This window comes from Glutamicibacter sp. 2E12, assembly GCF_050030965.1.
Taxonomy (GTDB): domain Bacteria; phylum Actinomycetota; class Actinomycetes; order Actinomycetales; family Micrococcaceae; genus Glutamicibacter.
In genome coordinates this window covers 2,851,353-2,872,715 of sequence record NZ_CP188297.1, presented here as the reverse complement: position 1 = coordinate 2,872,715, position 21,363 = coordinate 2,851,353, and the positions used below count along the sequence as shown (strand labels likewise).

At 60.6% G+C, this 21,363-nt stretch carries 16 protein-coding genes; 5 read left to right on the top strand and 11 right to left on the bottom strand.

Features of this window, described 5'->3' with window-relative positions:
- Nucleotides 1-26: 26 nt before the first annotated feature.
- Nucleotides 27-1,349, bottom strand: a complete 1,323-nt coding sequence (locus ACP3TE_RS13480; RefSeq protein WP_426733881.1) for an MFS transporter — start codon at nucleotides 1,347-1,349, stop codon at nucleotides 27-29.
- Nucleotides 1,350-1,425: 76 nt separating this feature from the next.
- A complete protein-coding gene (locus ACP3TE_RS13475) occupies nucleotides 1,426-2,487 on the bottom strand; it encodes a LacI family DNA-binding transcriptional regulator (protein WP_402695916.1) in 1,062 nt (353 codons plus the stop codon).
- A 277-nt stretch (nucleotides 2,488-2,764) separates the two neighbouring features.
- On the opposite strand from ACP3TE_RS13475, the gene ACP3TE_RS13470 reads away from it, so the two are divergent.
- Together ACP3TE_RS13470 and ACP3TE_RS13465 are read left to right on the top strand one after the other, a co-directional pair.
- Nucleotides 2,765-4,114, top strand: a complete 1,350-nt coding sequence (locus ACP3TE_RS13470; RefSeq protein ID WP_332727098.1) for a short-chain fatty acid transporter — start codon at nucleotides 2,765-2,767, stop codon at nucleotides 4,112-4,114.
- 24 nt (nucleotides 4,115-4,138) lie between these two features.
- Nucleotides 4,139-4,906: an SDR family NAD(P)-dependent oxidoreductase gene (locus ACP3TE_RS13465; protein WP_402695914.1), complete on the top strand. Its 768-nt coding sequence runs from the start codon at nucleotides 4,139-4,141 to the stop codon at nucleotides 4,904-4,906.
- 81 nt (nucleotides 4,907-4,987) lie between these two features.
- Here ACP3TE_RS13465 and guaB read toward each other — a convergent pair whose 3' ends face one another.
- On the bottom strand, nucleotides 4,988-6,493 hold the full coding sequence (gene guaB / locus ACP3TE_RS13460; protein ID WP_105657608.1) for an IMP dehydrogenase: 1,506 nt from the start codon (nucleotides 6,491-6,493) through the stop codon (nucleotides 4,988-4,990).
- A gap of 121 nt (nucleotides 6,494-6,614) precedes the next feature.
- Entirely contained in the window at nucleotides 6,615-8,768 is a 2,154-nt protein-coding gene (locus ACP3TE_RS13455; RefSeq protein WP_402695912.1) for an acyltransferase family protein, read from the bottom strand.
- 298 nt (nucleotides 8,769-9,066) lie between these two features.
- Between ACP3TE_RS13455 and ACP3TE_RS13450 the strand changes: the two genes are divergently transcribed.
- Nucleotides 9,067-9,669 carry a TetR/AcrR family transcriptional regulator gene (locus tag ACP3TE_RS13450; RefSeq protein ID WP_286134197.1) on the top strand — a complete coding sequence of 201 codons (603 nt, stop codon included), beginning with the start codon at nucleotides 9,067-9,069 and terminating at the stop codon, nucleotides 9,667-9,669.
- A 40-nt stretch (nucleotides 9,670-9,709) separates the two neighbouring features.
- On the opposite strand, the gene ACP3TE_RS13445 is transcribed toward ACP3TE_RS13450, so the two are convergent.
- The 4 genes from ACP3TE_RS13445 to ACP3TE_RS13430 all read right to left on the bottom strand — a co-directional run bounded on the left by ACP3TE_RS13445 (nucleotide 9,710) and on the right by ACP3TE_RS13430 (nucleotide 14,596).
- On the bottom strand, nucleotides 9,710-10,711 hold the full coding sequence (locus ACP3TE_RS13445) for an NADP-dependent oxidoreductase (protein WP_133833648.1): 1,002 nt from the start codon (nucleotides 10,709-10,711) through the stop codon (nucleotides 9,710-9,712).
- A 207-nt stretch (nucleotides 10,712-10,918) separates the two neighbouring features.
- Complete coding sequence (gene groL, locus ACP3TE_RS13440; protein ID WP_105657612.1) at nucleotides 10,919-12,520, bottom strand: chaperonin GroEL; 1,602 nt, start codon at nucleotides 12,518-12,520, stop codon at nucleotides 10,919-10,921.
- 33 nt (nucleotides 12,521-12,553) lie between these two features.
- Nucleotides 12,554-12,850, bottom strand: a complete 297-nt coding sequence (groES, locus tag ACP3TE_RS13435; protein WP_133833647.1) for a co-chaperone GroES — start codon at nucleotides 12,848-12,850, stop codon at nucleotides 12,554-12,556.
- A gap of 204 nt (nucleotides 12,851-13,054) precedes the next feature.
- On the bottom strand, nucleotides 13,055-14,596 hold the full coding sequence (locus tag ACP3TE_RS13430; protein ID WP_388022673.1) for an amino acid permease: 1,542 nt from the start codon (nucleotides 14,594-14,596) through the stop codon (nucleotides 13,055-13,057).
- 455 nt (nucleotides 14,597-15,051) lie between these two features.
- Here ACP3TE_RS13430 and ACP3TE_RS13425 point away from each other — a divergent pair, with 455 nt between their 5' ends.
- Nucleotides 15,052-16,293 carry a class I SAM-dependent methyltransferase gene (locus tag ACP3TE_RS13425; protein ID WP_133833646.1) on the top strand — a complete coding sequence of 414 codons (1,242 nt, stop codon included), beginning with the start codon at nucleotides 15,052-15,054 and terminating at the stop codon, nucleotides 16,291-16,293.
- 155 nt (nucleotides 16,294-16,448) lie between these two features.
- Nucleotides 16,449-17,591 carry a glutamate--cysteine ligase gene (locus tag ACP3TE_RS13420; RefSeq protein ID WP_105657616.1) on the top strand — a complete coding sequence of 381 codons (1,143 nt, stop codon included), beginning with the start codon at nucleotides 16,449-16,451 and terminating at the stop codon, nucleotides 17,589-17,591.
- Between the two features lie 27 nt (nucleotides 17,592-17,618).
- Here the strand turns inward: ACP3TE_RS13420 and ACP3TE_RS13415 are convergent, their stop codons facing one another.
- From ACP3TE_RS13415 to ACP3TE_RS13405, 3 genes are all read right to left on the bottom strand, one after another.
- A complete protein-coding gene (locus tag ACP3TE_RS13415) occupies nucleotides 17,619-18,293 on the bottom strand; it encodes a FadR/GntR family transcriptional regulator (RefSeq protein ID WP_133833645.1) in 675 nt (224 codons plus the stop codon).
- Nucleotides 18,290-19,561 (bottom strand): CynX/NimT family MFS transporter, encoded by a 1,272-nt coding sequence (locus tag ACP3TE_RS13410; RefSeq protein ID WP_105657618.1) that lies wholly within the window; start codon nucleotides 19,559-19,561, stop codon nucleotides 18,290-18,292. The genes ACP3TE_RS13415 and ACP3TE_RS13410 overlap by 4 nt, the downstream gene beginning before the upstream one ends.
- Before the next feature lie 214 nt (nucleotides 19,562-19,775).
- A complete protein-coding gene (locus tag ACP3TE_RS13405; protein ID WP_332487211.1) occupies nucleotides 19,776-21,356 on the bottom strand; it encodes a glycoside hydrolase family 32 protein in 1,581 nt (526 codons plus the stop codon).
- Between the last annotated feature and the right edge of the window lie 7 nt (nucleotides 21,357-21,363).

Below are 21,363 nucleotides of genomic sequence, written 5' to 3'. Positions count from 1 at the left end.
GAGTTCGTTGCTCCTTAGTTAGATGCCTAGTGGCCGGACACAGCGGCTTTAGCGGGATCCTCGGTGCCTTGCTTGAGCTTGAGAGTGAGCAGTGCGCCAACGGCGCAGATCGCGACAATGAACCAGAGGCCCGACATCTTGCTTCCAGTAGCTTCTTCCATCAGCCCCATGATGTAGGGACCAAGGAATCCGCCGAACAGCCCGACGGTGTTCACGAAAGCAATGCCGCCAGCCAGAGTCGCACCGGAAAGGCGGGTTGCCGGGTAGGTGAACAGGATCGGCTGCAACGCGAAGAAGTTGAACGCGGCTAGCGAGAAGCCGATCAGTCCGAGCACCGGTCCGCCAAGCGCACCGAGGGTGAACCCGGCAACGATGCCGGTCATGGTTGCGCTGGCAACGATCCGCGATCGCGAGCCATTGGTGGCCAGCTTGGGGATCAGCAAGGCGCCTGCGGCAGAGAAGACCCACGGTATCGAGGTGAGCAAGCCGATCTGGATGGTGGATAGCTCTCCGTATGTACCGATGATCGAAGGCAAGAAGAAGCTCAATGCGTAGACTGCGATCTGGTGGGAGAAGTAGATCGCAACGACCAACAGGATCTGCTTGTCCTTGAGAACATGGAGCAGCTTGGAATTTCCAGCAGCCTGCGCGCCAGCGATTTCCTCAGCCGCGATTCGCGCTTCCAAGTCCTCGGCCTCGGCCTGGGTGAGGAATTTAGCTTCGGTGGGCTTGTTGGGCAGGATTTTCCAAACTGCGATAGCCAAGAAGCACGCTGGCAACCCCTCGATGATGAACATCCACTGCCATCCGTGCAACCCGCCAACGCCGTCCATAGTCAGCAGCAGGCCGCTCAGCGGCGCCCCGATGACGTTCGCCAGGGCTACGCCGAGCAAGAAGAGTCCGTTGGCCCGGGCGCGGTCTTTGACGACAAACCACTGGGTGATGAAGTAGATGACTCCCGGGAATAGGCCCGCCTCAGCGATGCCCAGCAGCATGCGCAGGATATAGAAGGACCATTCCCCCTGGACCAGTGCCATGCAGGCAGACAGGATTCCCCAAGTGATCATGATCCTCATGATCCAGAACCGTGCGCCGACCTTGTGCATGATCAGGTTTGAGGGAATCTCCGAAAGCGCGTAGGTCAAGAAGAACAGCCCGGCACCCACGCCGTACGCTGTAGCCGAGATACCCAGATCGATTTCCAACCGGTCTTTGGCCATGCCGATATTCGTGCGATCAATGAAAGCCATGACATAGGCTGCGATCAGCAGCGGCATGATGCGCCGGAAAATCAGCTTGTTGAGTATTTCCGGTGAGCGCATCCAACGTGTCGCGTTGGTAGTTTGCACGGTCAGTTCCTTCCGCATGCAGGCATGACGAGTAGAGGGCACCAGGCCCTTGGCTTTGAGAATGTCTAGTGGTGAGCTAGAGGGCAGGCATTCGCCCTGTAGCAGGGCACCCGCAAGTCCTACCGATATGGAGGCTGTGCTCGCAGATCGTGTGCTTGTAGGTGTTCCGCGGCTCGACGATCTGTTCCAGGAGTAGCTCGAAGGACCTTTCCGCCATGTCTTTCACCGGCTGGACAATTGTTGTCAGCCCGATGATTTTCGAGCGGCTGTGCCTGAGTCCGTCACAGCCGACGATCGCGACATCCTGTGGAATGCGCAGGCCCAGCGACAGCGCATGCTCCATGACACCAATGGCAATTTCATCCGATCCGCAGACCACAGCCCGTGGCGGATGCGCCGAGCTGAACAATCTTTTGGCGGCCAGCTGCCCGCCTTCCGAACTGAGCTTGGTACTGATCAGGCGTTCTCCCGCAACCCGGATACCCCTTTGCTGGGCAACCCGGACAAAAGCCTGTTCGCGCAACAAAGACGCAGTAGAGGAACGCGGCCCGATGACAGTGGCCACCTCCGAATAGCCGTGATCCAGAACGTGGGACATGAGTTCCCCCGCAGCCGCGTCGTCATCGATCCCGACGAAATCACCAGGCAGATGCTCGGAATTGCGCGACAGGCAGACATAGGGAATTCGTTTCTGGCGAAAGGTCCTCAGAGAACGCGAATCTTCCTTGATTGCAGCGGCGATAATGACGCCATCAACATTCCGGGCAGCCAGGGTACGAGCAACTTGATCCAGCGCCTCGGGGTCGTCCCCCGTTGTTGCGACAAAGACATCGAACCCGGCCGCGGCGGTGGCATTGATGATGTGCTGTGCCCAGATCGTATACATCTGGTTCACGATGTTCGGCAGCACTAGGCCGACCACGCGGGTCAGAAGCGGGTCCTGCTGCTGCCCATGGTTGGCGGGACGGTAGCCAAGTTCGTTCGCCACCTTCAGCACATGGCGCCGGGTCTCAGGCGAGGCACCGGGTCGACCGTTCATGATGTAGCTGACCGTTGCAGAAGAGACCCCTGCAGCTCGGGCAACAGCAGCAGCGGAGACACGCGCTGGTCGAAGCGATAAATGCGACTGCGTGGTCAACGCGCACCTCCATTGGTGAAATCGGATAAGAACCTGCGAATGCTTGTGATCACCATTACATGGCATGGAAATACGTTAAGCAACATTAAGCTTCAAAAGCTAAATCTTCTGAATCACCTTATTCATGCACCTGAAGCACCGGGTGCAACCGGAGATAGGACGCCTAGCCACTTACGATTGCTTAATGCCGAACCGCACTAGTAGCGTCCTCGAAAGGATGTGACGGCAGTCATATTCCTCTCCAGCAAATTGATCGGCCTACTCTTGGAGGTGCACGATGCTCACAACCGCAATGAAGCCTGTGACTCGTCTTGTCGAACGATGGATGCCCTCAGCAATGGTATTCGCCGTCCTGCTGACGTTGATCGTGATGCTCATGGCCTTGACGATGACCGACTCGTCTCCGGTCGCCGTGGTGAATGCTTGGGGCGAAGGATTGACAGGGCTACTGGCCTTCATCACGCAGATGTGCCTGGCCCTGCTCTTCGGGCATGCACTGGCCCATACCCGCCAGGTCCAGGGGGTGCTGTCGAAAGTATCAAGCATTCCAAAGAACGCGGTGCAGGCCTACGCCTGGGTCACCCTGCTGACCTGCTTGGTGTCCTGGGCCCAGTGGAGCCTGGGACTAATCGTCGGAGCGATTCTGGCCAAGGGTATCGCCACCAGCTGCCGCGAACGCGGCATCAAAGTCCACTTCCCTTTGTTGGTCGCTGCTGCCTACACCGGCTTTATTCCCTACCATATGGGATATTCAGGGGCAGCCCCGCTGACTTCGGCCACTCCTGGCAGCTTCATCGAGGAATTCCTGGGTGCTCCGGTCCCGGTCACGGAAACGGTCTTCAGCTGGTGGAATATGACTGGCCTGCTCATCATGATTCCCGCGCTGGTCATCGGCATGGTGATGTCCCGGCCTAAGACCGACGAGGAGATCCTGGAGATCCCGCTCAGCAACCCGGATTCCCAGACGGAGGCCCGTCAAGCTGGGAAACCGGAAAGCCCGGCAGATTGGATTGAATCCAAGCGCTACGTCACGACCGGACTGGGACTACTGCTCAGCGTCTTCATCGTCGGGCACTTCATGCGCCTGGGCTTCGTTTTGACCTTCGACATCGTGAACTGGTCGATGCTCGCGATCATCCTCTTGCTGGTTGACTCCCCTGTAGCGTTGGCCGGGCTGATCAAGAACGCTTCGACAGTCACCGGCGAAGTGCTGCTGCAGTATCCGCTGTACGCCGGCATCCTGGGGATCGTGACAACGACGGGACTGATCACCGTGCTCAGCGATGCGTTCATCTCGATGTCCAACGCGAACTCATTGCCGATTGTCGCCTTCCTCGCCGCCGGCTTGGTAAACATCTTCGTGCCCAGTGGTGGCGGCCAATTCGCCATTCAGGGACCGATTTTCATCGAAGCGGCCAACGCCTTGGGCACGGATCCCGCCTTGATCATCATGGCAATCGGTTACGGCGACACCTGGACCAACATGATCCAGCCGTTCTTCGCATTGCCGATCTTGGCGATCGCGGGGCTCGGAGTGAGATCCATCTTGAAGTACACCTTTGTTTCATTGGTCATCAGCGGTGCGGTATTCCTCTTCATCTTGCTGTTGCCCACCTACATTTTCTAACGAGCACGCAAACAAGGAATTCCCATGAGTCTTGAACAGTTTTCACTGGCCAACCGTCACGTTTTGGTGACCGGAGCTGGCCGCGGCATCGGGCAGGCTATGGCACTGGCAGCCGTCAAAGCCGGCGCACGTGTCAGCGCAGTGTCCCGCACGGAGTCCCAGCTGGAGCAAACACGGCAGCTTGCCGGACTCGATGGGCAACGCCTGCACACCTATACCTGGGATGTAGCGCAAACCGGCAAAGCCAATGAACTTGTAGACCTTGCCGAAGGCAACGGTCTGGTTGATTCCGTGATCCATGCTGCGGGTGTGCAGCTGCGCAAGCAGGCCATCGATTTGGATCCTGAGGAATGGCGATGGGTACAGAAGGTCAATGCCGAAGCCCCTCTGTTCCTCAGCACCGAGATCGCGCGGCGGGAGATCTCCCGCGGCAGCGCGGTCGGAAGCCACGTCTTCCTCTGCTCCCTGGCAAGCACCATTGGGCTGCCCAATGTCGCACCATACGTCATGTCGAAGTCAGCCGTACTCGGAGCTGTCCGCGCGCTGTCCCGGGAATGGTCGCAACAAGGCATCCGCGTGAACGGCATTGCTCCCGGATACGTCCAAACGCAGCTCACTTCAGATCTCCTGGCCAAACCGGCAGACAGAGAACGAATCCTCTCACGGATCCCGATGAATAGGCTGGGGCACACTGATGACTTTGCCGGACCGGTGGTTTTCTTGCTTTCGGAAGCATCCCGGTACATCACTGGACAGATGCTCAACGTCGACGGTGGCTGGCTGGCCTCCTGAATCGGCTAGCAGAGATGCGAAAAACCCCATCGCCTCTGGCAATGCGCCAGTGGTGATGGGGTTTTCCGCATCAGATGAGCCTTAGCGCGAACGGTAGTTCGGTGCCTCAACGGTCATCATGATGTCGTGCGGGTGCGATTCCTTCAGGCCTGCTGCGGTGATGCGGACGAACTTGCCGCGTGCCTTCAGCTCGGGAACGGTGCGTCCGCCCACGTAGAACATGGTCTGGCGCAGGCCGCCCACGAGCTGGTGGGTGACAGCCGACAGCGGGCCGCGGTAAGGGACCTGGCCTTCGATGCCTTCAGGGATCAGCTTCTCGTTCGATGGCGCGTCAGCCTGGAAGTAGCGGTCCTTGGAGTACGAGGTGTTCTTGCCACGGGTTTCCATTGCGCCCAGCGAGCCCATGCCGCGGTAGGCCTTGAACTGCTTGCCGCCCATGAAGACCAGATCGCCTGGGGACTCAGCGGTACCTGCCAGCAGGGAGCCGAGCATGACCGAGTCGGCGCCGGCCACCAGGGCCTTGCCGATATCGCCCGAGTGCTGCAGGCCGCCGTCAGCGATCAATGGAACGCCAGCTGGAATAGCGGCCTTGGCTGCTTCGTAGATAGCGGTAACCTGGGGAACGCCCACGCCGGCAACGATGCGGGTGGTGCAGATGGAGCCCGGGCCAACGCCGACCTTGATGGCGTCAGCGCCAGCATCGATCAGTGCCTTGGCACCGTCATAGGTGGCTGCCTGGCCGCCGATGATGTCCACGTGCGCGGCCGCTGGATCCTTCTTCAGGCGTGCAATCATCTCCAGCACGCCCTGCGAGTGGCCATTGGCGGTGTCGACAACCAGTGCGTCAACTCCGGCGTCGATCAGGGTCATGGCACGCTCGTAGCCTTCGCCGAAGAAGCCAACAGCAGCTGCAACACGCAGACGGCCTTCGTCGTCCTTGGTCGCCAGCGGGTACTGCTCGGCCTTGTCGAAGTCCTTGACGGTGATCAAGCCGGTGAGCTTGCCGTCGTTATCGATGAGTGGAAGCTTCTCGATGCGGTTCTTGGACAGGAGCTCGATTACCTTCTCTGGAGCTACACCGTCATGAGCGGTCACCAGCGGCATGCCGGTCATCACTTCGTAGACCTTGGTGGTCATGTAGCGTTCGCGAGGAACAAAGCGGGTGTCGCGGTTGGTGATGATGCCCAACAGCTTGCGGTTCTCATCTACCACTGGCAGACCGGAGACGCGGTACTGAGCGCACAGCTCATCCCATTCAGCCAAGGTGGCACCCGGGTGCACAGTGACTGGGTCGGTGATCATGCCCGACTCGCTGCGCTTAACCTGGTCAACCTGCTTGGCCTGGGACTCAATGGAAAGGTTGCGGTGGATCACGCCGATACCGCCCTGGCGTGCCAGCGCGATTGCCATGGGTGCTTCGGTCACCGTGTCCATTGCAGCGGAGCTGATGGGCACCTGGATGTTGATGCGCTTGGTGAAGCGGGTGGTGGTGTCCGCCTCCGAAGGAATCACATCCGTCGGGCCGGGCAACAGCAGAACGTCGTCGTAGGTGAGTCCTTCAAAGGCAAAGGGGTTGAACTCAGTCACGGGGGAACCTTTCGGGGCGACAGCGGAGGTTGATTAAATGGTAGAGCTCTTTTGGCGTTCCGGTTATTCCTTCGTGGCGCACTGTGTTCAACCTCATGCCCCATCCCGCATCAGGGGTGACTTATTCCCAGTTTGTTGCTTCCTTGAAAGAAGAAGCGAACTGGCGCTTGGCACTGAGCACGAAGGTCTTGGACAGGTGCGAATCATCCAGGTACGTCAAGACGTTGCCAATGACAGCTTTGCAGACCCCCTCGGGGCAGAGCAACCCCGTCATGTCCAGGGAAACAACCTGGTCGCCATAATCATTGGAATCCAGGAATTGCTCCACTGGATTCACGCTGTTCAATGCGTAGCCGGCCGAACCATCGCAGTTGGCAGGAAGTCCCTTGTTCGAATCCACGCATTCCGGAATGGAGTAGGTATAGCGCGGGGTATCGCGCATCGCGATGACCCGGCTTCCGGCATCGAGCAGCGGCTGGATCATCTCGGCGTAGTTGTCCACCAGGATCTCCTGCTCCCCCGGGCTGCGAAGCATGTCATCAGGGTCCGCTACGGTCTTGCTGGCCGTGGTCAGCACCATCTGCGGAGCCAGGTCCGCTACATATTCCTGCGCCGCGTCCTGGAAGCCGGAGCAGGCTTCTTCCACGCGGTCCGCATCGGAGCCGTAGCGGCAACCCGGTTCGTACACCAGGATCCAGCTGCCGCCAGCTTCCTCGATCATTGCCGAAGCCGCCGCGGACCAGTGCTGCATGTGCGAATCGCCCAGCAGTACCAGGTCCGGCGCTCCCCCGTCGAAAGTGCCGCCCTGCTCGCAGAAGTGGATGCGCTCGTCGTCTGGAGCGTTCGCCCCTTCGCAGACATCGCCGGGAGTCTGCCATTCGCTATCCAGTTCGGTCGCCAGCGGCAGGGTCAAAGCCGCAGGTGACGGATCCCAGTCATCTTCGGCGTTGGCCCCGGGGTTGTCGGTGGCGGTCTGCGCCGCGGCCATGGCCCTGCGGTGCTCGACGTTGTTCTCCCAGGCCATCACCGGAAGGCTGGCTACGCCAAGCCCCACAGCGACCACGGCAAACTGGGCAATGAGCTTGAACCCGGTTTGCGGAATCAGGCGCGAGAAGCTGGCACTGGCTTGCCAGGCGATGGCCGGTTTCTCGACGAACTTGGTGGTGGCCCATGAAGCGAGGATCGAGGCAAGAATCAAGACACTGCCGGCAGCGAAGGAGGCCTTCTCGTTCCCGGAGACCTCAAGGTAGAAGACCAGCAACGGCCAGTGCCACAGGTACATGCCGTAGGACAGGTCGCCCAGCTTTACCAGCGGGGGCAAGGAAAGCAGGCCCGACGGGTTGGCCCAGCTGCGCGGTGCCGGAGCCGAGATCACCAAGGCGGCGGCGACCGTGGGCACCAAAGCCATGAAGCCCGGGAACTGCCCCTGCACATCCAGTACGGCGCCACTGCCTATGACGGTAGCCAGGCCGGCCCAGCCTCCGATGCGGCGGATCTTCTCGGGCAGGCTGGAGAGCCACGGCAATGCCAAGGCGAGCAGCGAACCGAGGGCGAATTCCCATAGGCGCGCGCCCGTGTGGAAGTAGGCCACCTGCTGGTTGGTGGCGGTGATGTGAATGGAATACGCGAGCGAGCCGAGGAAGATGGCTCCGAAGGCGCCGCCTGCTACGGCGGCGAAGCTGTGCCGGGAGAAGAGCTTCTTCCAGAGCAGTGCGCTGCCGGCAAGAACCAGCGGCCAGATGATGAAGATCTGTCCCTGGACAGACAGGGACCAGAAGTGCTGCAGCGGCGAGGCGGCGGCTGTGTTGAAGGCGTAGTAGTCCACCTGGTGATCCGAGAGGTACCAGTTCTGCCAGTAGAACAGCGCGGCATTGGACTGGTCGATCAGCTCCAGCCAGCGCGTACTAGGCAGGATGATCCATGCCGCGATGACCACGCCAATGATGACTACCGCCGCTTGCGGTATCAGGCGCGAGAATCGATGCAGCCAGCCGTCGAGCAGAGGCGGGCGCTGCCCGCGGGCGATGCGCCGTGCGGTGGAAGAAGTGAGGAAGAAGGCGGAGAGCATCAAGAAGATGTCCACACCGCCGGAGACCCGGGAGAACCAGATGTGATAGCACATCACCAGCAGGACTGCGAGGGCGCGAAGTCCCTGCAAATCAACTCGGAAACCGGCACGCTGGGTGCTTGTCCGAGACTGATCCAAGGTATGGCTCACTGGCTGCGCTTTCTTCGGGGACAGGTAATTGTCCTCGGCGTTTTCTACTTGATTCACGTCAGACAACCAACCATCTTATCAATTCGCCATGGCCACACCGTGCGAGTTGACGCTGCTGCCGCTGTAAAGCAGCGTATATAGATTGACCGTATTGGCCTGACCTGCTCAGGATTAGCTGTCGAAATTCGAGAACTGGCGCAAAGTTCCACGGCGGTTTGCCGCCCAGCCATCGTCGGCACGGCGGCAAATTGTTGCTTGGCCAGGTGAGCGAAGTCAATCCGCGCATTCTGAAACAACAGCTTTCTTGATTAGACTCATGAATAACTCTGATCAGTTCTAGCCGAGGGGCTCCCGGGTGACGTCTTCAACTCCTATGCCAGGACGACGCGAACGCAACAAGCAGGCGAAGCTTGAACGGATCATCTCCGCGGCCAGCGAACTCTTCGCGGCACACGGTGTCGATGAGGTCACCACGCAGCAGATCGCCGACGCGGCGGATATCGGAACCGGAACCCTTTTCCTCTACGCCAAGTCCAAATCCGAGCTGCTGCTCATGGTGCAGAACCACCGCTACGAACGCTCCTTGGAGCAAGGCATCGAGGCCTCTAAATCAGCAAAGACCGCGCTGGAGGCAACCATGGCCCTTTTGGTACCGATCATCGACTGCAATCGGAAGCATGTCGACAACGGGCGCTTTTATCTGCGCGAAATGGTTTTTGGCGATTCGGCGGAACCGCATCATGCCGAAGCCCTGCGCATAGCGGCGTTGACCGAACAGGCGATTGCCGAGCTCCTGGGCACGCATAGGAATCTGGAGGCGCCGGAGGCAGCCACGATTGCGCGGGCCATCACTTCCATCCAGTTCCTGGCGATGGCTACTGCTGCGGACCCGGCACTGGCCACAGCTGAAGTCGCCCGGGGCATCCGCGCTCAGATTGCTGCAATCCTCCCCCACTGACGAGCAAAGCGCGCCCACCGCCCAGGCGAACGCGCTCGCTTTACTTCTGCTGCATGGTGATGACGGTCTTGCCGCGCCGGCCACCAGCCTCCATCGATTCAAGGGCCTCTGCAGTTTGCGCAAAACCGAAGACCTGGCCCACCACGGGCGTCAGGACCCCGGAGTCCACCAGTTCGGCAATGCCTCGCAGCTGCTGGCCGCTGGGCTTCATGAAGAGGAACTCGTACCCGACACCCAGCTTCTTGGCCTTCTTGAGAACTGACCGGCTTAGCGCGCGGACCGCCAAGCCCATCACCGGATTCAGCCCTGCTTCCTTGGCGAATGCCGGAGTCGGCGGACCCGAGATGCCGATGACCTTCCCTCCAGGGCGCAGAACTCCCAGCGACTTGGCAAGCGTTTCGCCGCCCAGGCTGTCAAGCACCAGGTCATAGCCCGAGATACTTACCTGGAAATCCTCGGTCTTGTAGTCGATGACTTCATCGGCTCCGAGATCCTGCAAGAATTCGGCGTTCGTCGCCGACGCTGTTGTCGCGACGTAAGCGCCCAGGTGCTTGGCCAGCTGGATGGCGATGGTTCCGACGCCGCCAGCGCCAGCGTGGATGAGTACTCGCTGCCCCGGCTGCAGATTTCCCCGCTCAACTAGTGCCTGCCACGCAGTCAGTGCAACCAGGGGCAGCGAGGCCGCTTGCACCAGGTCGATGGAGACAGGTGCCTTCGCAATATCCATTTCATTCACGGCCATGCGCTGGGCGAAAGCTCCGATCCGATGATCTCGAGGGCGGGCAAAAATCTGGTCCCCTACCGTAAAGCCGCGGACTCCTGAGCCGAGCCCGATCACGGTCCCTGCGACGTCGTGGCCGAGAACCAGCGGCATCTTGTAGGGCAGGATTGCCTTGAATTCGCCTGCGCGGATCTTCTCGTCAAGCTGGTTGACGCCAGCGGCCGCAATCTCGATGAGTACCTCCCGCTCCCCCAACTCAGGTTCAGCGACCTCGGCCTGCACCAGGGCACCCTTGTAGTTTTCGAGAACGAACGCGTGCATGGAAGATCTCCTGTACGGATATGAAATGGGCATCAATCTTTGACTGAGTTCAATTATGAGCGCACTCATTTATCGTGTCAATGAGCTGGGTCACCCCGGGTGGATCGTTTTCTGAGAACAAAAAGCCGCCGCTGGATCCAGGAGATAAATCCTGGATCCAACGGCGGCTTTCGCTCACGAAGCAATGCTTCGGTGACGGGCTAAACCCTAGTGGCCGTGCGCCTCTTCAGCTTCTTCAGCCTTCTCTGCCACCAAGGTCTCGGTGGTCAGAACCAAGGCCGCGATCGATGCTGCGTTGCGCAGTGCCGAGCGGGTTACCTTGACTGGGTCGATGACGCCTGCGTGCAGCAGGTTCTCGTAGACACCGGTCTTGGCGTTGAAGCCTTCGTTGGCTGGGGACTCTGCCACCTTGGAAGCAACTACCGCACCGTCGAAGCCGGCGTTGGTAGCGATCCAGAAGAGCGGCTGCACCAGCGCGCGGCGGACAATCGCAACGCCTGCTGCTACGTCGCCTTCGGTGGCTGCGATGCGGGCATCGGTATCCAGCGAAGCCAGCGCGTCGACCAGGGCGGTACCGCCGCCGGCAACGATGCCCTCTTCCAGGGCAGCACGGGTGGAGGACACAGCATCCTCGATGCGGTGCTTGCGTTCCTTCAGCTCGACCTCGGTGGAAGCGCCCACCTTGATCACGCCGATGCCGCCGGACAGCTTGGCCAGGCGCTCGGACAGCTTCTCGCGGTCCCACTCCGAATCGGTGCGGTTCAGCTCAGCCTTCAGCTGGGCTACGCGCTCTGCGACATCCTCCTCGGTGCCAGCGCCATCAACGATGGTGGTGGAATCCTTGGTGATGGTCACGCGGCGTGCCGAGCCGAGTACCTCGGTGCCAACCTGGTCCAGGGACAGGCCCAGTTCCGGGGAGACAACCTGGGCACCGGTGAGGATAGCCAGATCCTGCATCATTGCCTTGCGGCGGTCGCCGAAGCCTGGAGCCTTGACGGCTACCACGTTCAGCAGGCCTCGCAGCTTGTTGACCACCAGAGTGGAAAGGGCTTCGCCCTCGACATCCTCGGCGATGATCAGCAGCGGCTTCTTCGCTTCCAGGACCTTTTCCAGCAGTGGCAGGAATTCTGCCACGGTGGAGATCTTGGCTGGGTTGATCAGGATCAGTGCGTCTTCCAGGACAACTTCCTGGCGCTCCTGGTCGGTGATGAACTGTGGCGAGAGGTAGCCCTTGTCGAACTGCATGCCTTCGGTCAGGACCAGCTCGGTAGCGGTAGTCGAGGACTCCTCGATGGTGATCACGCCATCGGTGCCCACGGTCTTGAAGGCCTTGGCCAGCAATTCGCCGATTTCATCCGACTGCGCGGAGATCGCGGCTACGTTAGCAACCTTGTCCTCTACGGCAACGGCGTTAGCGGCCAATGCGTCCGAAACGATCTCCACAGCCAGTTCAATGCCCTTGCGGACATCGCCCGGAGCGGCGCCTGCGGCGACGTTCTTCAGGCCTTCCTTGACCAGGGCCTGAGCGAGCACGGTGGCGGTGGTGGTGCCGTCGCCTGCTACGTCATTGGTCTTGGTGGCTACTTCCTTGGCCAGCTGCGCGCCAAGGTTCTCGTATGGATCTTCCAGATCGATCTCACGCGCAATGGTGACACCGTCATTGGTGATGGTCGGGGCGCCCCAGGTCTTGGCAAGCACCACATTGCGGCCGAGTGGGCCGAGGGTGACCTTCACCGTGTTTGCGAGCTTATCAATGCCCGCTTCGAGGGCGCGTCGCGCTTCCTCGTTGAATGCTAGCTGCTTAGCCATGCATTTTCTCCTGAAACTTTAGAGAGGTTGGCGTTACTTTACGACGACTGCCAGTACGTCGCGAGCCGAGAGCACCAGGTACTCTTCGTTGCCGACCTTGACCTCGGTTCCGCCGTACTTCGAGTACAGGACTACGTCGCCTTCTGCAACGTCCAGGGGAATGCGGTTGCCGTTGTCATCGATGCGGCCTGGGCCTACGGCGACTACGGCGCCTTCCTGTGGTTTTTCCTTAGCGGAGTCTGGGATGACCAGGCCCGAAGCGGTGGTGGTTACGGCTTCGACCTGCTTGATGACAATGCGGTCTTCGAGCGGCTTGATGGAGACAGACATGGTCTCTCCTTTTCGTGTATGAACCAATGGTTGTAGGGGTGCGCCCTATGGCATTGGACCAACCGTCGTCGCGGTGCCAGTTGGTGGTATCCAGTCAGGCGGTGTGTAACGCTGCAAGCTGCAGATGCAACTTCCATCGTGACACCCACACATGACTTTAGGACGAGCTTTAGCACTCGGTCAAGGCGAGTGCTAATCATTGCCCTACTTCTTCACACCGGTTCGCGCAGAGCGCACAGCCGCGGACTCTTCGATATCCTCCGGAGCGTCCAGATCCATCTCGGTGAGCTTGACCATCTTGGACTTGGTCACCATGCGGTGCACCAGCCACAGTCCGAGGAACAGCGGCAGCCCGATATAGGCCGAGAGCACTTCCAGCCCGTGGCCGGCCAGCACCGCTTGGTAGTTCTGACCGACGATCACGGCAATCAGCATCAGGAAGGCCACGATGGGTCCTAGCGGGAAGAGCGGGGCCAAGTAGGGCAGGTCCTTCACGCTGTAGCCCTGGGCGAGATAACCGCGGCGGAAGCGGTAGTGGGATACGGCAATACCCACCCAGACGATGAACCCGCACAGCCCCGAGACATTCAGCAGCCAGGTATAGGCCGCACCCTGGCCCACCAGGGCGGTGAGGAACCCGAAGAGGCCTACCGCAGCGGTGGCCAGCAGAGCCATGATCGGCACGCCGCTGGAGTTGGTGCGCCCGAAGATCTTCGGAGCCTTGCCATCGTGGGCCATGGAGTAGAGCATGCGGGTTGAGGCGTAGAGCCCCGAGTTGCCAGCCGAGAGGATGGCGGTGAGAATGACCGCGTTCATGGCAGCAGCGGCAAAAGCGATGCCGGCCCGCTCGAAGACCAGGGTGAAGGGCGAGGAAGCCACGTCGGCTTCGCCGCTGGCCAGCAGGCTCGGGTCGGTGAACGGAATCAGGCAGCCGATGATGAAGATGGCACCGATGTAGAAGAGCATGATGCGCCAGAACACCCGGCGGATGGCCTTGGGCACTTCGCGGCGCGGATCCTTGGCTTCGCCTGCGGCGACACCCACCAGCTCGGTGCCCTGGAAGGAGAATCCGGCAATCATGAAGACCGAGACGATGGACAGCCAGCCGCCATGGAAGACATCCTTGCCTTCGCGCCAGTTGGCCAGCGGATCGGTGTGCGCGCCGAGCACCCCGAAGATCATCAGAACGCCGGCGGCCAGGAAGGCGATGACGGTGACCACCTTGATCATGGCCAGCCAGAACTCGCCTTCGCCGAAGGCCTTGGCGGACAAAGCATTCAAGGCGGTCAAGGCCACCAGGAAAGAGCCGGCCCAGACCCAACCGGGGACATCAGGCAACCAGAAGCTCATCACGATGCCAGCGGCCACCAGTTCCGCTGCAACAGTGATGGCCCAGTTGAACCAGTAGTTCCAGCCGATGGCGAAGCCGAAGGAGGGGGAAACGAAGCGGGTAGCGAAGGTCTGGAAGGATCCGGCCACCGGGATCTTCGCGGTCATCTCGCCCAGGGACTGCATGAGCAGGTACACCATGAGACCCACCGCGGCGTAGGCCAGCAGCGCGCCGCCGGGACCCGCCTGGGCAATAGTGCCGCCGGAGGCCACGAACAGCCCGGTGCCGATGGAACCGCCAATGGCGATCATCTGCAGGTGGCGGCTGCTCATGCCGCGCTTGAGCTGGTTCTGCACCAGGGGTGCGGGATCCACGGCCTTTGGACCGGTTGTCGACGTCACTGTCGTTCGCTGCATAGGTTTCATCACAGGTGCCATACAACACCAGTTCCACAGGGGAATGCGACGTGGATCACTTCAGGTCTTGCGGAGGACATGCAGCCGCTCGCAGCAAGCGGGGCGACTTGGTCCAGCGAACCGCTTCCTAGTGGCGGAGAACTGTAAAACAGCGATAGGGCTACTCGTTAGCCAGATGATCCAATTAGCAACAAGCATTACTCTCTCTAACGAAATCAATGCCTATGAGATAGCGATACTTAGTCTTTTCGTTTCAGGGCTTCACATCTCCCGGCTTCGAACTGCTCTTGGCGCAACTGCTGGGCGGCCGGATCCCGGAGCTTGGCGAAGCCCGCTTGGCGATTCTGTGAATTCTGAATGTGACGCGTTTTTGTCACATAGATCACTGGCCCTGCGGGCTGGGCACACCGAGAGGGCCAGTCTGTTCCAAGACGCATCAACGATAGTCTTGGATCATGGCCCAGGCTTCAAATGACTCTACGCTCAATGAACAATTCGCCGCCCTGCTTTCGGAAGACGGCTGGAAGCTGCTTTCCACCATCGACCCGTCCATGGTGGCCACCAAGGATGCTGCTTGGTCGCTGAATGAGAAGCTGCGCAAGGAAGGCCACGACGCCCAGGTGGTTCGCGCCGTCATGGCGCAGGCCGAGCTGCGTTTCCGGGCGAGGGTGAAATTCGGCCCCTTTGCAGACTCGTTGATCTTGACCCCGGCCGGACTGGAGCAGGCCACGCGCCTGACCATCGCCGGGCTGCATGCCCGCCGCTACACCAATGCCGGTTCCACCCACGTCGCAGACCTCGGATGCGGCATCGGCACCGACTCCATTGCGCTGGCCAGCGCTGGCCTGCAGGTCACCGCAGTAGAGCTGGATGAAACCACCGCGGCAGCCACAACCTTGAACCTGATGCCCTTCGACAATGCCACCGTGATCCACGGCAGCGCCGAGGACACCGATCTGACCGGGATTGACGGCGTCTGGCTGGATCCAGCCCGGCGTACCGACGTGAAGGGAAGCACCCGCCGACTCTTCGACCCCGAGGCGTTTTCCCCGCCCCTGTCTTTCGTGGAGAAGCTGGTGGACTCCGGGCTGGACGTCGGAGTGAAACTCGGTCCGGGCCTGCCCCATGAAGCGATTCCGGCGAACGCCGAGGCTGTCTGGATTTCGGACCACGGCTCGGTCATCGAGGCCTGCCTCTGGTTCGGCAAGCTCAAGCGCAAGGACATCGCCCGTGCCGCGCTGGTCATCGACAAGGACGGCGCCCACGAGTTGGCCAGTGCAGCTGCCGCGGCAAATGATCAGCCAGCCCCGGTAGGCGAATTGGAAGCGCACATCTACGAACCCGATGGCGCAGTGATCCGTTCCCACCTGATCTCGACCTTGCTGGAGCGCACTGGCGGCCACCTGCTCGATGAGCACATCGCCTACTTCACCCATAACCAGCAGATTTCCACGCCGTTTGCCCGCGGATACAAAGTCATGGCAGTGCATGACTACAACGTGAAGAAGCTGCGCAGCTGGGTGAAATCCAACGGCATCGGCACATTGGATATCAAGAAGCGCGGAGTCGACGTCACGCCCGAAGAATTGCGCCGCATTTTGCTGGCAGGCTCCCCCAAGAGCGCCAAGAACAAGGCAACGCTGATCCTGGCTCGCCTCGGCGACAAACGCGTAGCTTTCGAGGTCATCCCGCACTAGTCTGGGGTGACGCAGGTCCCACCGGAGCATTGTCCCGGCAGGAGCGGCGCAATACATACAATGAGTATGGAGAAACATCGAGGAATCGGTGGACGCTCCATCCACTTTGTTCGGCTCCGGAGCATTCCGTCCGAGACGTCATCAATAGGAGCGCCGTGCAGAAAATCGAGTTCGCCCACTCTTCCCAATCCACTATCGGTGTCGAATGGGAAATCGCCTTGGTCAATCGCGAAAGTGCGGACTTGTGCTCGGTTGCCGAGAGTATCCTTGACCAGCTCAAGGATGAGGCCGGTCTTGACCGCGAAGATGAGCATCCGACAGTGAAGCCGGAATTGTTGATGAATACCGTGGAGGTGGTCACCGGTGTCCATACCAACGTGGCAGACGCGGCTGAGGAACTGCGCACCAACGTGCGCATGCTCAACGAGGTCGCCGGAAACCACGGCGTGGACCTGTATTCCGCGGGCTCCCATCCTTTTGCCGCGCCGACCTTGCAGCCGGTGACGGACAAGGACCGCTATGCCAAGCTGATTGACCGCACCCAGTGGTGGGGCCGCCAGATGGTGATCTACGGCGTGCACGTGCACGTGGGCTTGGACGATCGCGAAAAAGCGCTTCCAATCACTGACGGTTTGATCAACTACCAGCCGCATTTCCAAGCACTCAGCGCCTCCTCCCCGTACTGGGGCGGGGAAGACACCGGCTACGCTTCGCAGCGTTCGCTGATGTTCCAGCAGCTGCCAGCTGCCGGGATCCCCTTCCACTTCGATTCATGGTCCGAATACGAATCCCACGTTGCAGACATGCTGCATACCGGGGTTATTGATGATGTCTCCGAGATCCGCTGGGATGTGCGTCCGGTACCTCGTTTGGGCACCGTGGAAATGCGCATCTGCGATGGCGTGAGCTCTCTGGATGACATTGCCGCTTTTACCGCACTGACCCAGTGCCTGGTGCACGACATGTCGCTATCCATCGAAGCCGGCTACAAGATTCCTGTTATGCCGGCCTGGTTCCGAGTGGAGAACAAGTGGCGCGCCGCCCGCTACGGGCTGGATGCCATCATCATCCTCAACGCCCAAGGCGACGAGATGCTGGTGACCGACCACCTGCGCTCAGAGGTCAAGCGCCTGGCACCGATTGCCGAGCAGCTGGGATGCGCCGAGGAACTGCAGGGCATAATCCGTTTGATCGAACGCGGGGCGGAATACCAGTTGCAGCGCAATACCTTTGCGGCTTCGGGCGGGGACTTCAAGGCAGTGGTGCAGGAAAACGTCCGGCGCATGAAGGCTGTTTAGTCCGGGCAGCGCCCTCGAAGTCAGGAATTAAGGCATCCAGCTCATGCAGTAATCAAGATTCTTGATAACAGTTCGAGCTGCTGCTTCGGGATCGCCTGCTTCGATTGCGTCTACCAGTGATTCGTGGCCCTCGTGCAGGCAGCCATCGAATCCGTCGGAAAGCCTCTGGACCATCTTGGTTCCGTGGAAAACATCCCCGAAGCTCTCATAGATCTCATGCATCAGCGGAACACGGGAAGCCCGCGCCACTTCCAGATGGAATTTCCAGTCGGCTTTCGCCCACGCAGGATAATCCCGGTTTCCCCATGCTTCGCTTCGCTGGCCCAGCAACGCGCGCAACTGTTCGACTACTTTTGCATCAGCGGCTTTGGCAGCGAGCCGGGCCGACTGGGTATCCAGGGCGAATCGCACCTGGAGCACGTCCTGGTCGGAGTGGTCTCGGTACACCCGTTGGGCGGTGCCGCTGATCTCGCTGGTCGCGCGCACGTAGGTGCCATCTCCACGGCGGACCTCGAAGATCCCCGTGCTGGCCAGCGCCTTGATGGCTTCGCGCAAGGTCCCGCGGGAGACGCCCATTTCCGCCATCAGCTCGGGTTCAGCCGGAACGCGGTCCCCCACCTTCCAGCGGCCCTTCGCTACGGCGCTCTGCAGCTTCGCCACAACCTCTTCGGACAAGGGCGGACGCAATGGGGTCTTGCTCATGGCCGCTCCGCTTCAGCCGAGCCGTCCACTTCGATCAACGGATGCGAATCGGCTTCGGTACGCAGGCCGCCCAGCTTGTAGCAGAACAGAAGCTGCACCACAGCGAAGGCGAGGATGATCACCAAGCCAACCGTCCAAGATCCCAATGCGCCCTGCATGAGCCCCAGGGCGAAGGGTCCAATGGCTGCAATCAGGTAGCCGACAGATTGGGCCACCGTGGACATTGCTGTCGTTTCTTCTGCGCTGCCGCCACTGCGGCTGAGCATGAGCATCACCAGCGGGAACACCCCGAAGCCCAGGCCAATGAAGACCGAGCTGATCAAGGACAGTTCTACCGGCAAGAGCAGCAGAGCGATAAAACCGAGTACCGAGCAGCTGGTAGTCAGCACGAAGGCACTGCGCAGCAGGGCCGGCTTCGAAGCCATCCAGAGCATGATCATGACTGCCGGGATGCTGACTCCCTGCACGATGCCCAGCATCAAGCCGGCATCAACTGGCTCCAGCCCGCGCGAAATGAGGATATGCGGCAACCAGCTGACCACGGTATAGACCAGCAGCGACTGGATGCCGAAAACAGTGGTGAACAGCAAGCCCTTGCGCGTGGCCAGTAGCGGCCATGGAGAAACATGCGTGCCCTTCTGAACAGCGGAACGCTTCCCGGAGATGGACAGCGGCACAAAGACCAGCAAAGCCAGGCCGGCGGGAATCGCCCACAAAGCCAATGCCGTCGTCGGCGAACCCGCCTTCACCGCCAGCGGGACGCTGATTGCGGAGGCCAGCGTCGCGCCGATGGACATGGTGGTCGTGTAGGCCGCGGTCATCGACGCGGCGCGGTTCCCGTGGTGCTCTCGAATAAATGAGGGCATGGCCACATTGCAGATGGCCAAGCCGCACATGCCTACCACGGTGCCGGCCAGCAAGGCCCAAGTTGAATCGACAATGCGCAAGGCCAGCCCAGCGGTGAGCAGCAGCAAGGACAGGGCGATGCCCAGTTCCAGTCCGGTCCTGCCGATCACCAAGCTCGTTGCCGCGCCAGCCACGGCAAAGCACAAAACTGGGATCGTCGGCAGCAGCGAAGCGATGAACGTGCCGTACCCCATCATCTCCTGCAGGTCATGGAAGAGCGGAGATGCCGAGGCAATACCCATGCGCAGGTTCAGCCCGACGAGGATCACCGCCGCAACTGCCAGTGCGCTTGCCCGCCAGGGATGCTTGGCGGCTTTGCTGGCAGGAGGCGGGGCCGCGGATTCTGATGCGTTGTCGATCACGTTTAAACATTAGACGTTTGATGTTTCACGCGGCGAATCCTGTGATCCAGCGCACCAGAACCTCGCGGCGTGCCCGCTTCTGTCCGCCAAGTACTGCTGCTCGGGGCCGAACTCCGGCTACGTCGTGCACTTGGCAAGCACCGCAGGATGGCCCGCGACCCGATTTACCCCAAGCCACCCTCGGGCTTCCTGGATCCTGGCAGCAGCCAGCCTCCTATGCGAAGCCCAGCTCGCGCGCCGTGAGATTCTTGTATGACGCTTTCCCGCCGGAGACAAAGAGCTTGATCCCGGCATCAGTGGACAGCGGGAACACGCGATGAGAGTGGACGAGCCGCCCGTCGCCGAAGAACACCTCGACGCTAGAGCGATCCACCAGGATGCGCACGTCGAGTTTCCCGCTCGGTACCTCCAATGGGCTCTTGGATTCGCCCTTATCCCCCGGATGGAAGCCCGGCTTGCGATTCACATAGGCGAACCCGCCGGCCAAATAGAGCCCGGTTGCCACATGGCGCGTTCCGGATACGGCCCGGCACAGCTCGAAACCGATGTTTTCCGGCGGGTTGGCCGGGTCCCACTGCAATTCGCACTGCAGCACATAAGCACTGCTGGAGAACGGGAGAATCTTCTCCCCCGAAACCACAGGGCTGCCGAACTTGGTGGTTGCACGGGCTAGCCTGTCCAGCTGCGCCACCGGAACAGAAGCGAGGTAATTGCCATTCGGTCCGGCAACCATCCGCACCTCGCGCACAATCATGTCGTCTCCGTTGTAGCCATCGGTGGCCATGCTCGGAGCATTATGCGGATAATCCCAGAAGTTGTTCCAGCCAATGGCGCGGCGCATTCCGGGATTTTCGCTGCCATCGGCGTGGTGGTCCGGATAGGTCACCGCGCCGTAGAAGTCGAAGCCCCAATCCAGCCATTGCGGCTCGGCCTGAGAAGCAGTGAAGGCCTTTCCGTCGAAGTCGCCAATCCAGTAGGCGTAGGTAGCGGGCAAATCGCGGGGCTTGCCGTTAGCGCTGGTTCCCAGCACCCAATGCCTGGAACCATCCGAAGCCTGGATCTGGAAGAGATCTGGGCATTCAAGAATGCCCAGAGTGGTGCGCACGAATTCGCTGGTTCTCGTCCACTGCTTCAGATCCGCCGAAGCATAGATTCCGATGCGGTCTCCCTCGGCATTGAGCAGGACCCACTGAGAGCTCTGCTCATGCCAGATCACCTTCGGGTCTCGGAAGGCATCGGTGCCCGGGTTGGCCAGAACCGGTTCGGTCCCTCCGGGTTTGAAGCTGCGTCCCTTGTCGGTGGAGTACCAGAGGTACTGGGCCTGCACGCCATTGGGGGCTTGGGTGACCAAAGCAATCAGCGTGCCCTTCCCGTATCCTGCGGTGTTTTGCTGGTCGATGACAATTGATCCGGACCAGCAGTCCCCGTTGGGGCTCTCATGCTTGCTGATAGCTACGCCGCGGTCAGTGAAATTGACGTGGTCAGTGGTGCTCGCCATGCGCCAGCTGGTCCCATTGCCGCCGAGAATGTAGTCCTCGTTGTAGAGGTAGTAGTACAGGTATTCGCCATCAAGATACACCGGACGCTGCGGGTCGTTCTTCCAATTGTCGGGGACGCTGAAGTGGTAGGTGGGACGGTAGCTCATGGCCGGGGAAACGCCCCTCTTGGTCTTGGAGCTGCCTGCGGGAGCGGCATGGGCTGCATCTGGGCCAACCCCGGCCAGCCCCAAAGCGGTGGCTGCAGCCAGGGTTTTGACAACATTTCTCCGGGAGGCGCTGCCGTAGGCGGCATTCATATCCAGA

Excerpts from the sequence above, each read along its gene's own strand:
- ACP3TE_RS13415 (WP_133833645.1), bottom strand. The coding sequence starts at position 18,293 with ATGAGCAAGACCCCATTGCGTCCGCCCTTGTCCGAAGAGGTTGTGGCG.
- ACP3TE_RS13405 (WP_332487211.1), bottom strand. The coding sequence starts at position 21,356 with ATGAATGCCGCCTACGGCAGCGCCTCCCGGAGAAATGTTGTCAAAACC.
- ACP3TE_RS13430 (WP_388022673.1), bottom strand. The coding sequence starts at position 14,596 with ATGCAGCGAACGACAGTGACGTCGACAACCGGTCCAAAGGCCGTGGAT.
- groL (WP_105657612.1), bottom strand. The coding sequence starts at position 12,520 with ATGGCTAAGCAGCTAGCATTCAACGAGGAAGCGCGACGCGCCCTCGAA.
- ACP3TE_RS13445 (WP_133833648.1), bottom strand. The coding sequence starts at position 10,711 with ATGCACGCGTTCGTTCTCGAAAACTACAAGGGTGCCCTGGTGCAGGCC.
- ACP3TE_RS13470 (WP_332727098.1), top strand. The coding sequence starts at position 2,765 with ATGCTCACAACCGCAATGAAGCCTGTGACTCGTCTTGTCGAACGATGG.
- ACP3TE_RS13425 (WP_133833646.1), top strand. The coding sequence starts at position 15,052 with ATGGCCCAGGCTTCAAATGACTCTACGCTCAATGAACAATTCGCCGCC.
- groES (WP_133833647.1), bottom strand. The coding sequence starts at position 12,850 with ATGTCTGTCTCCATCAAGCCGCTCGAAGACCGCATTGTCATCAAGCAG.
- ACP3TE_RS13465 (WP_402695914.1), top strand. The coding sequence starts at position 4,139 with ATGAGTCTTGAACAGTTTTCACTGGCCAACCGTCACGTTTTGGTGACC.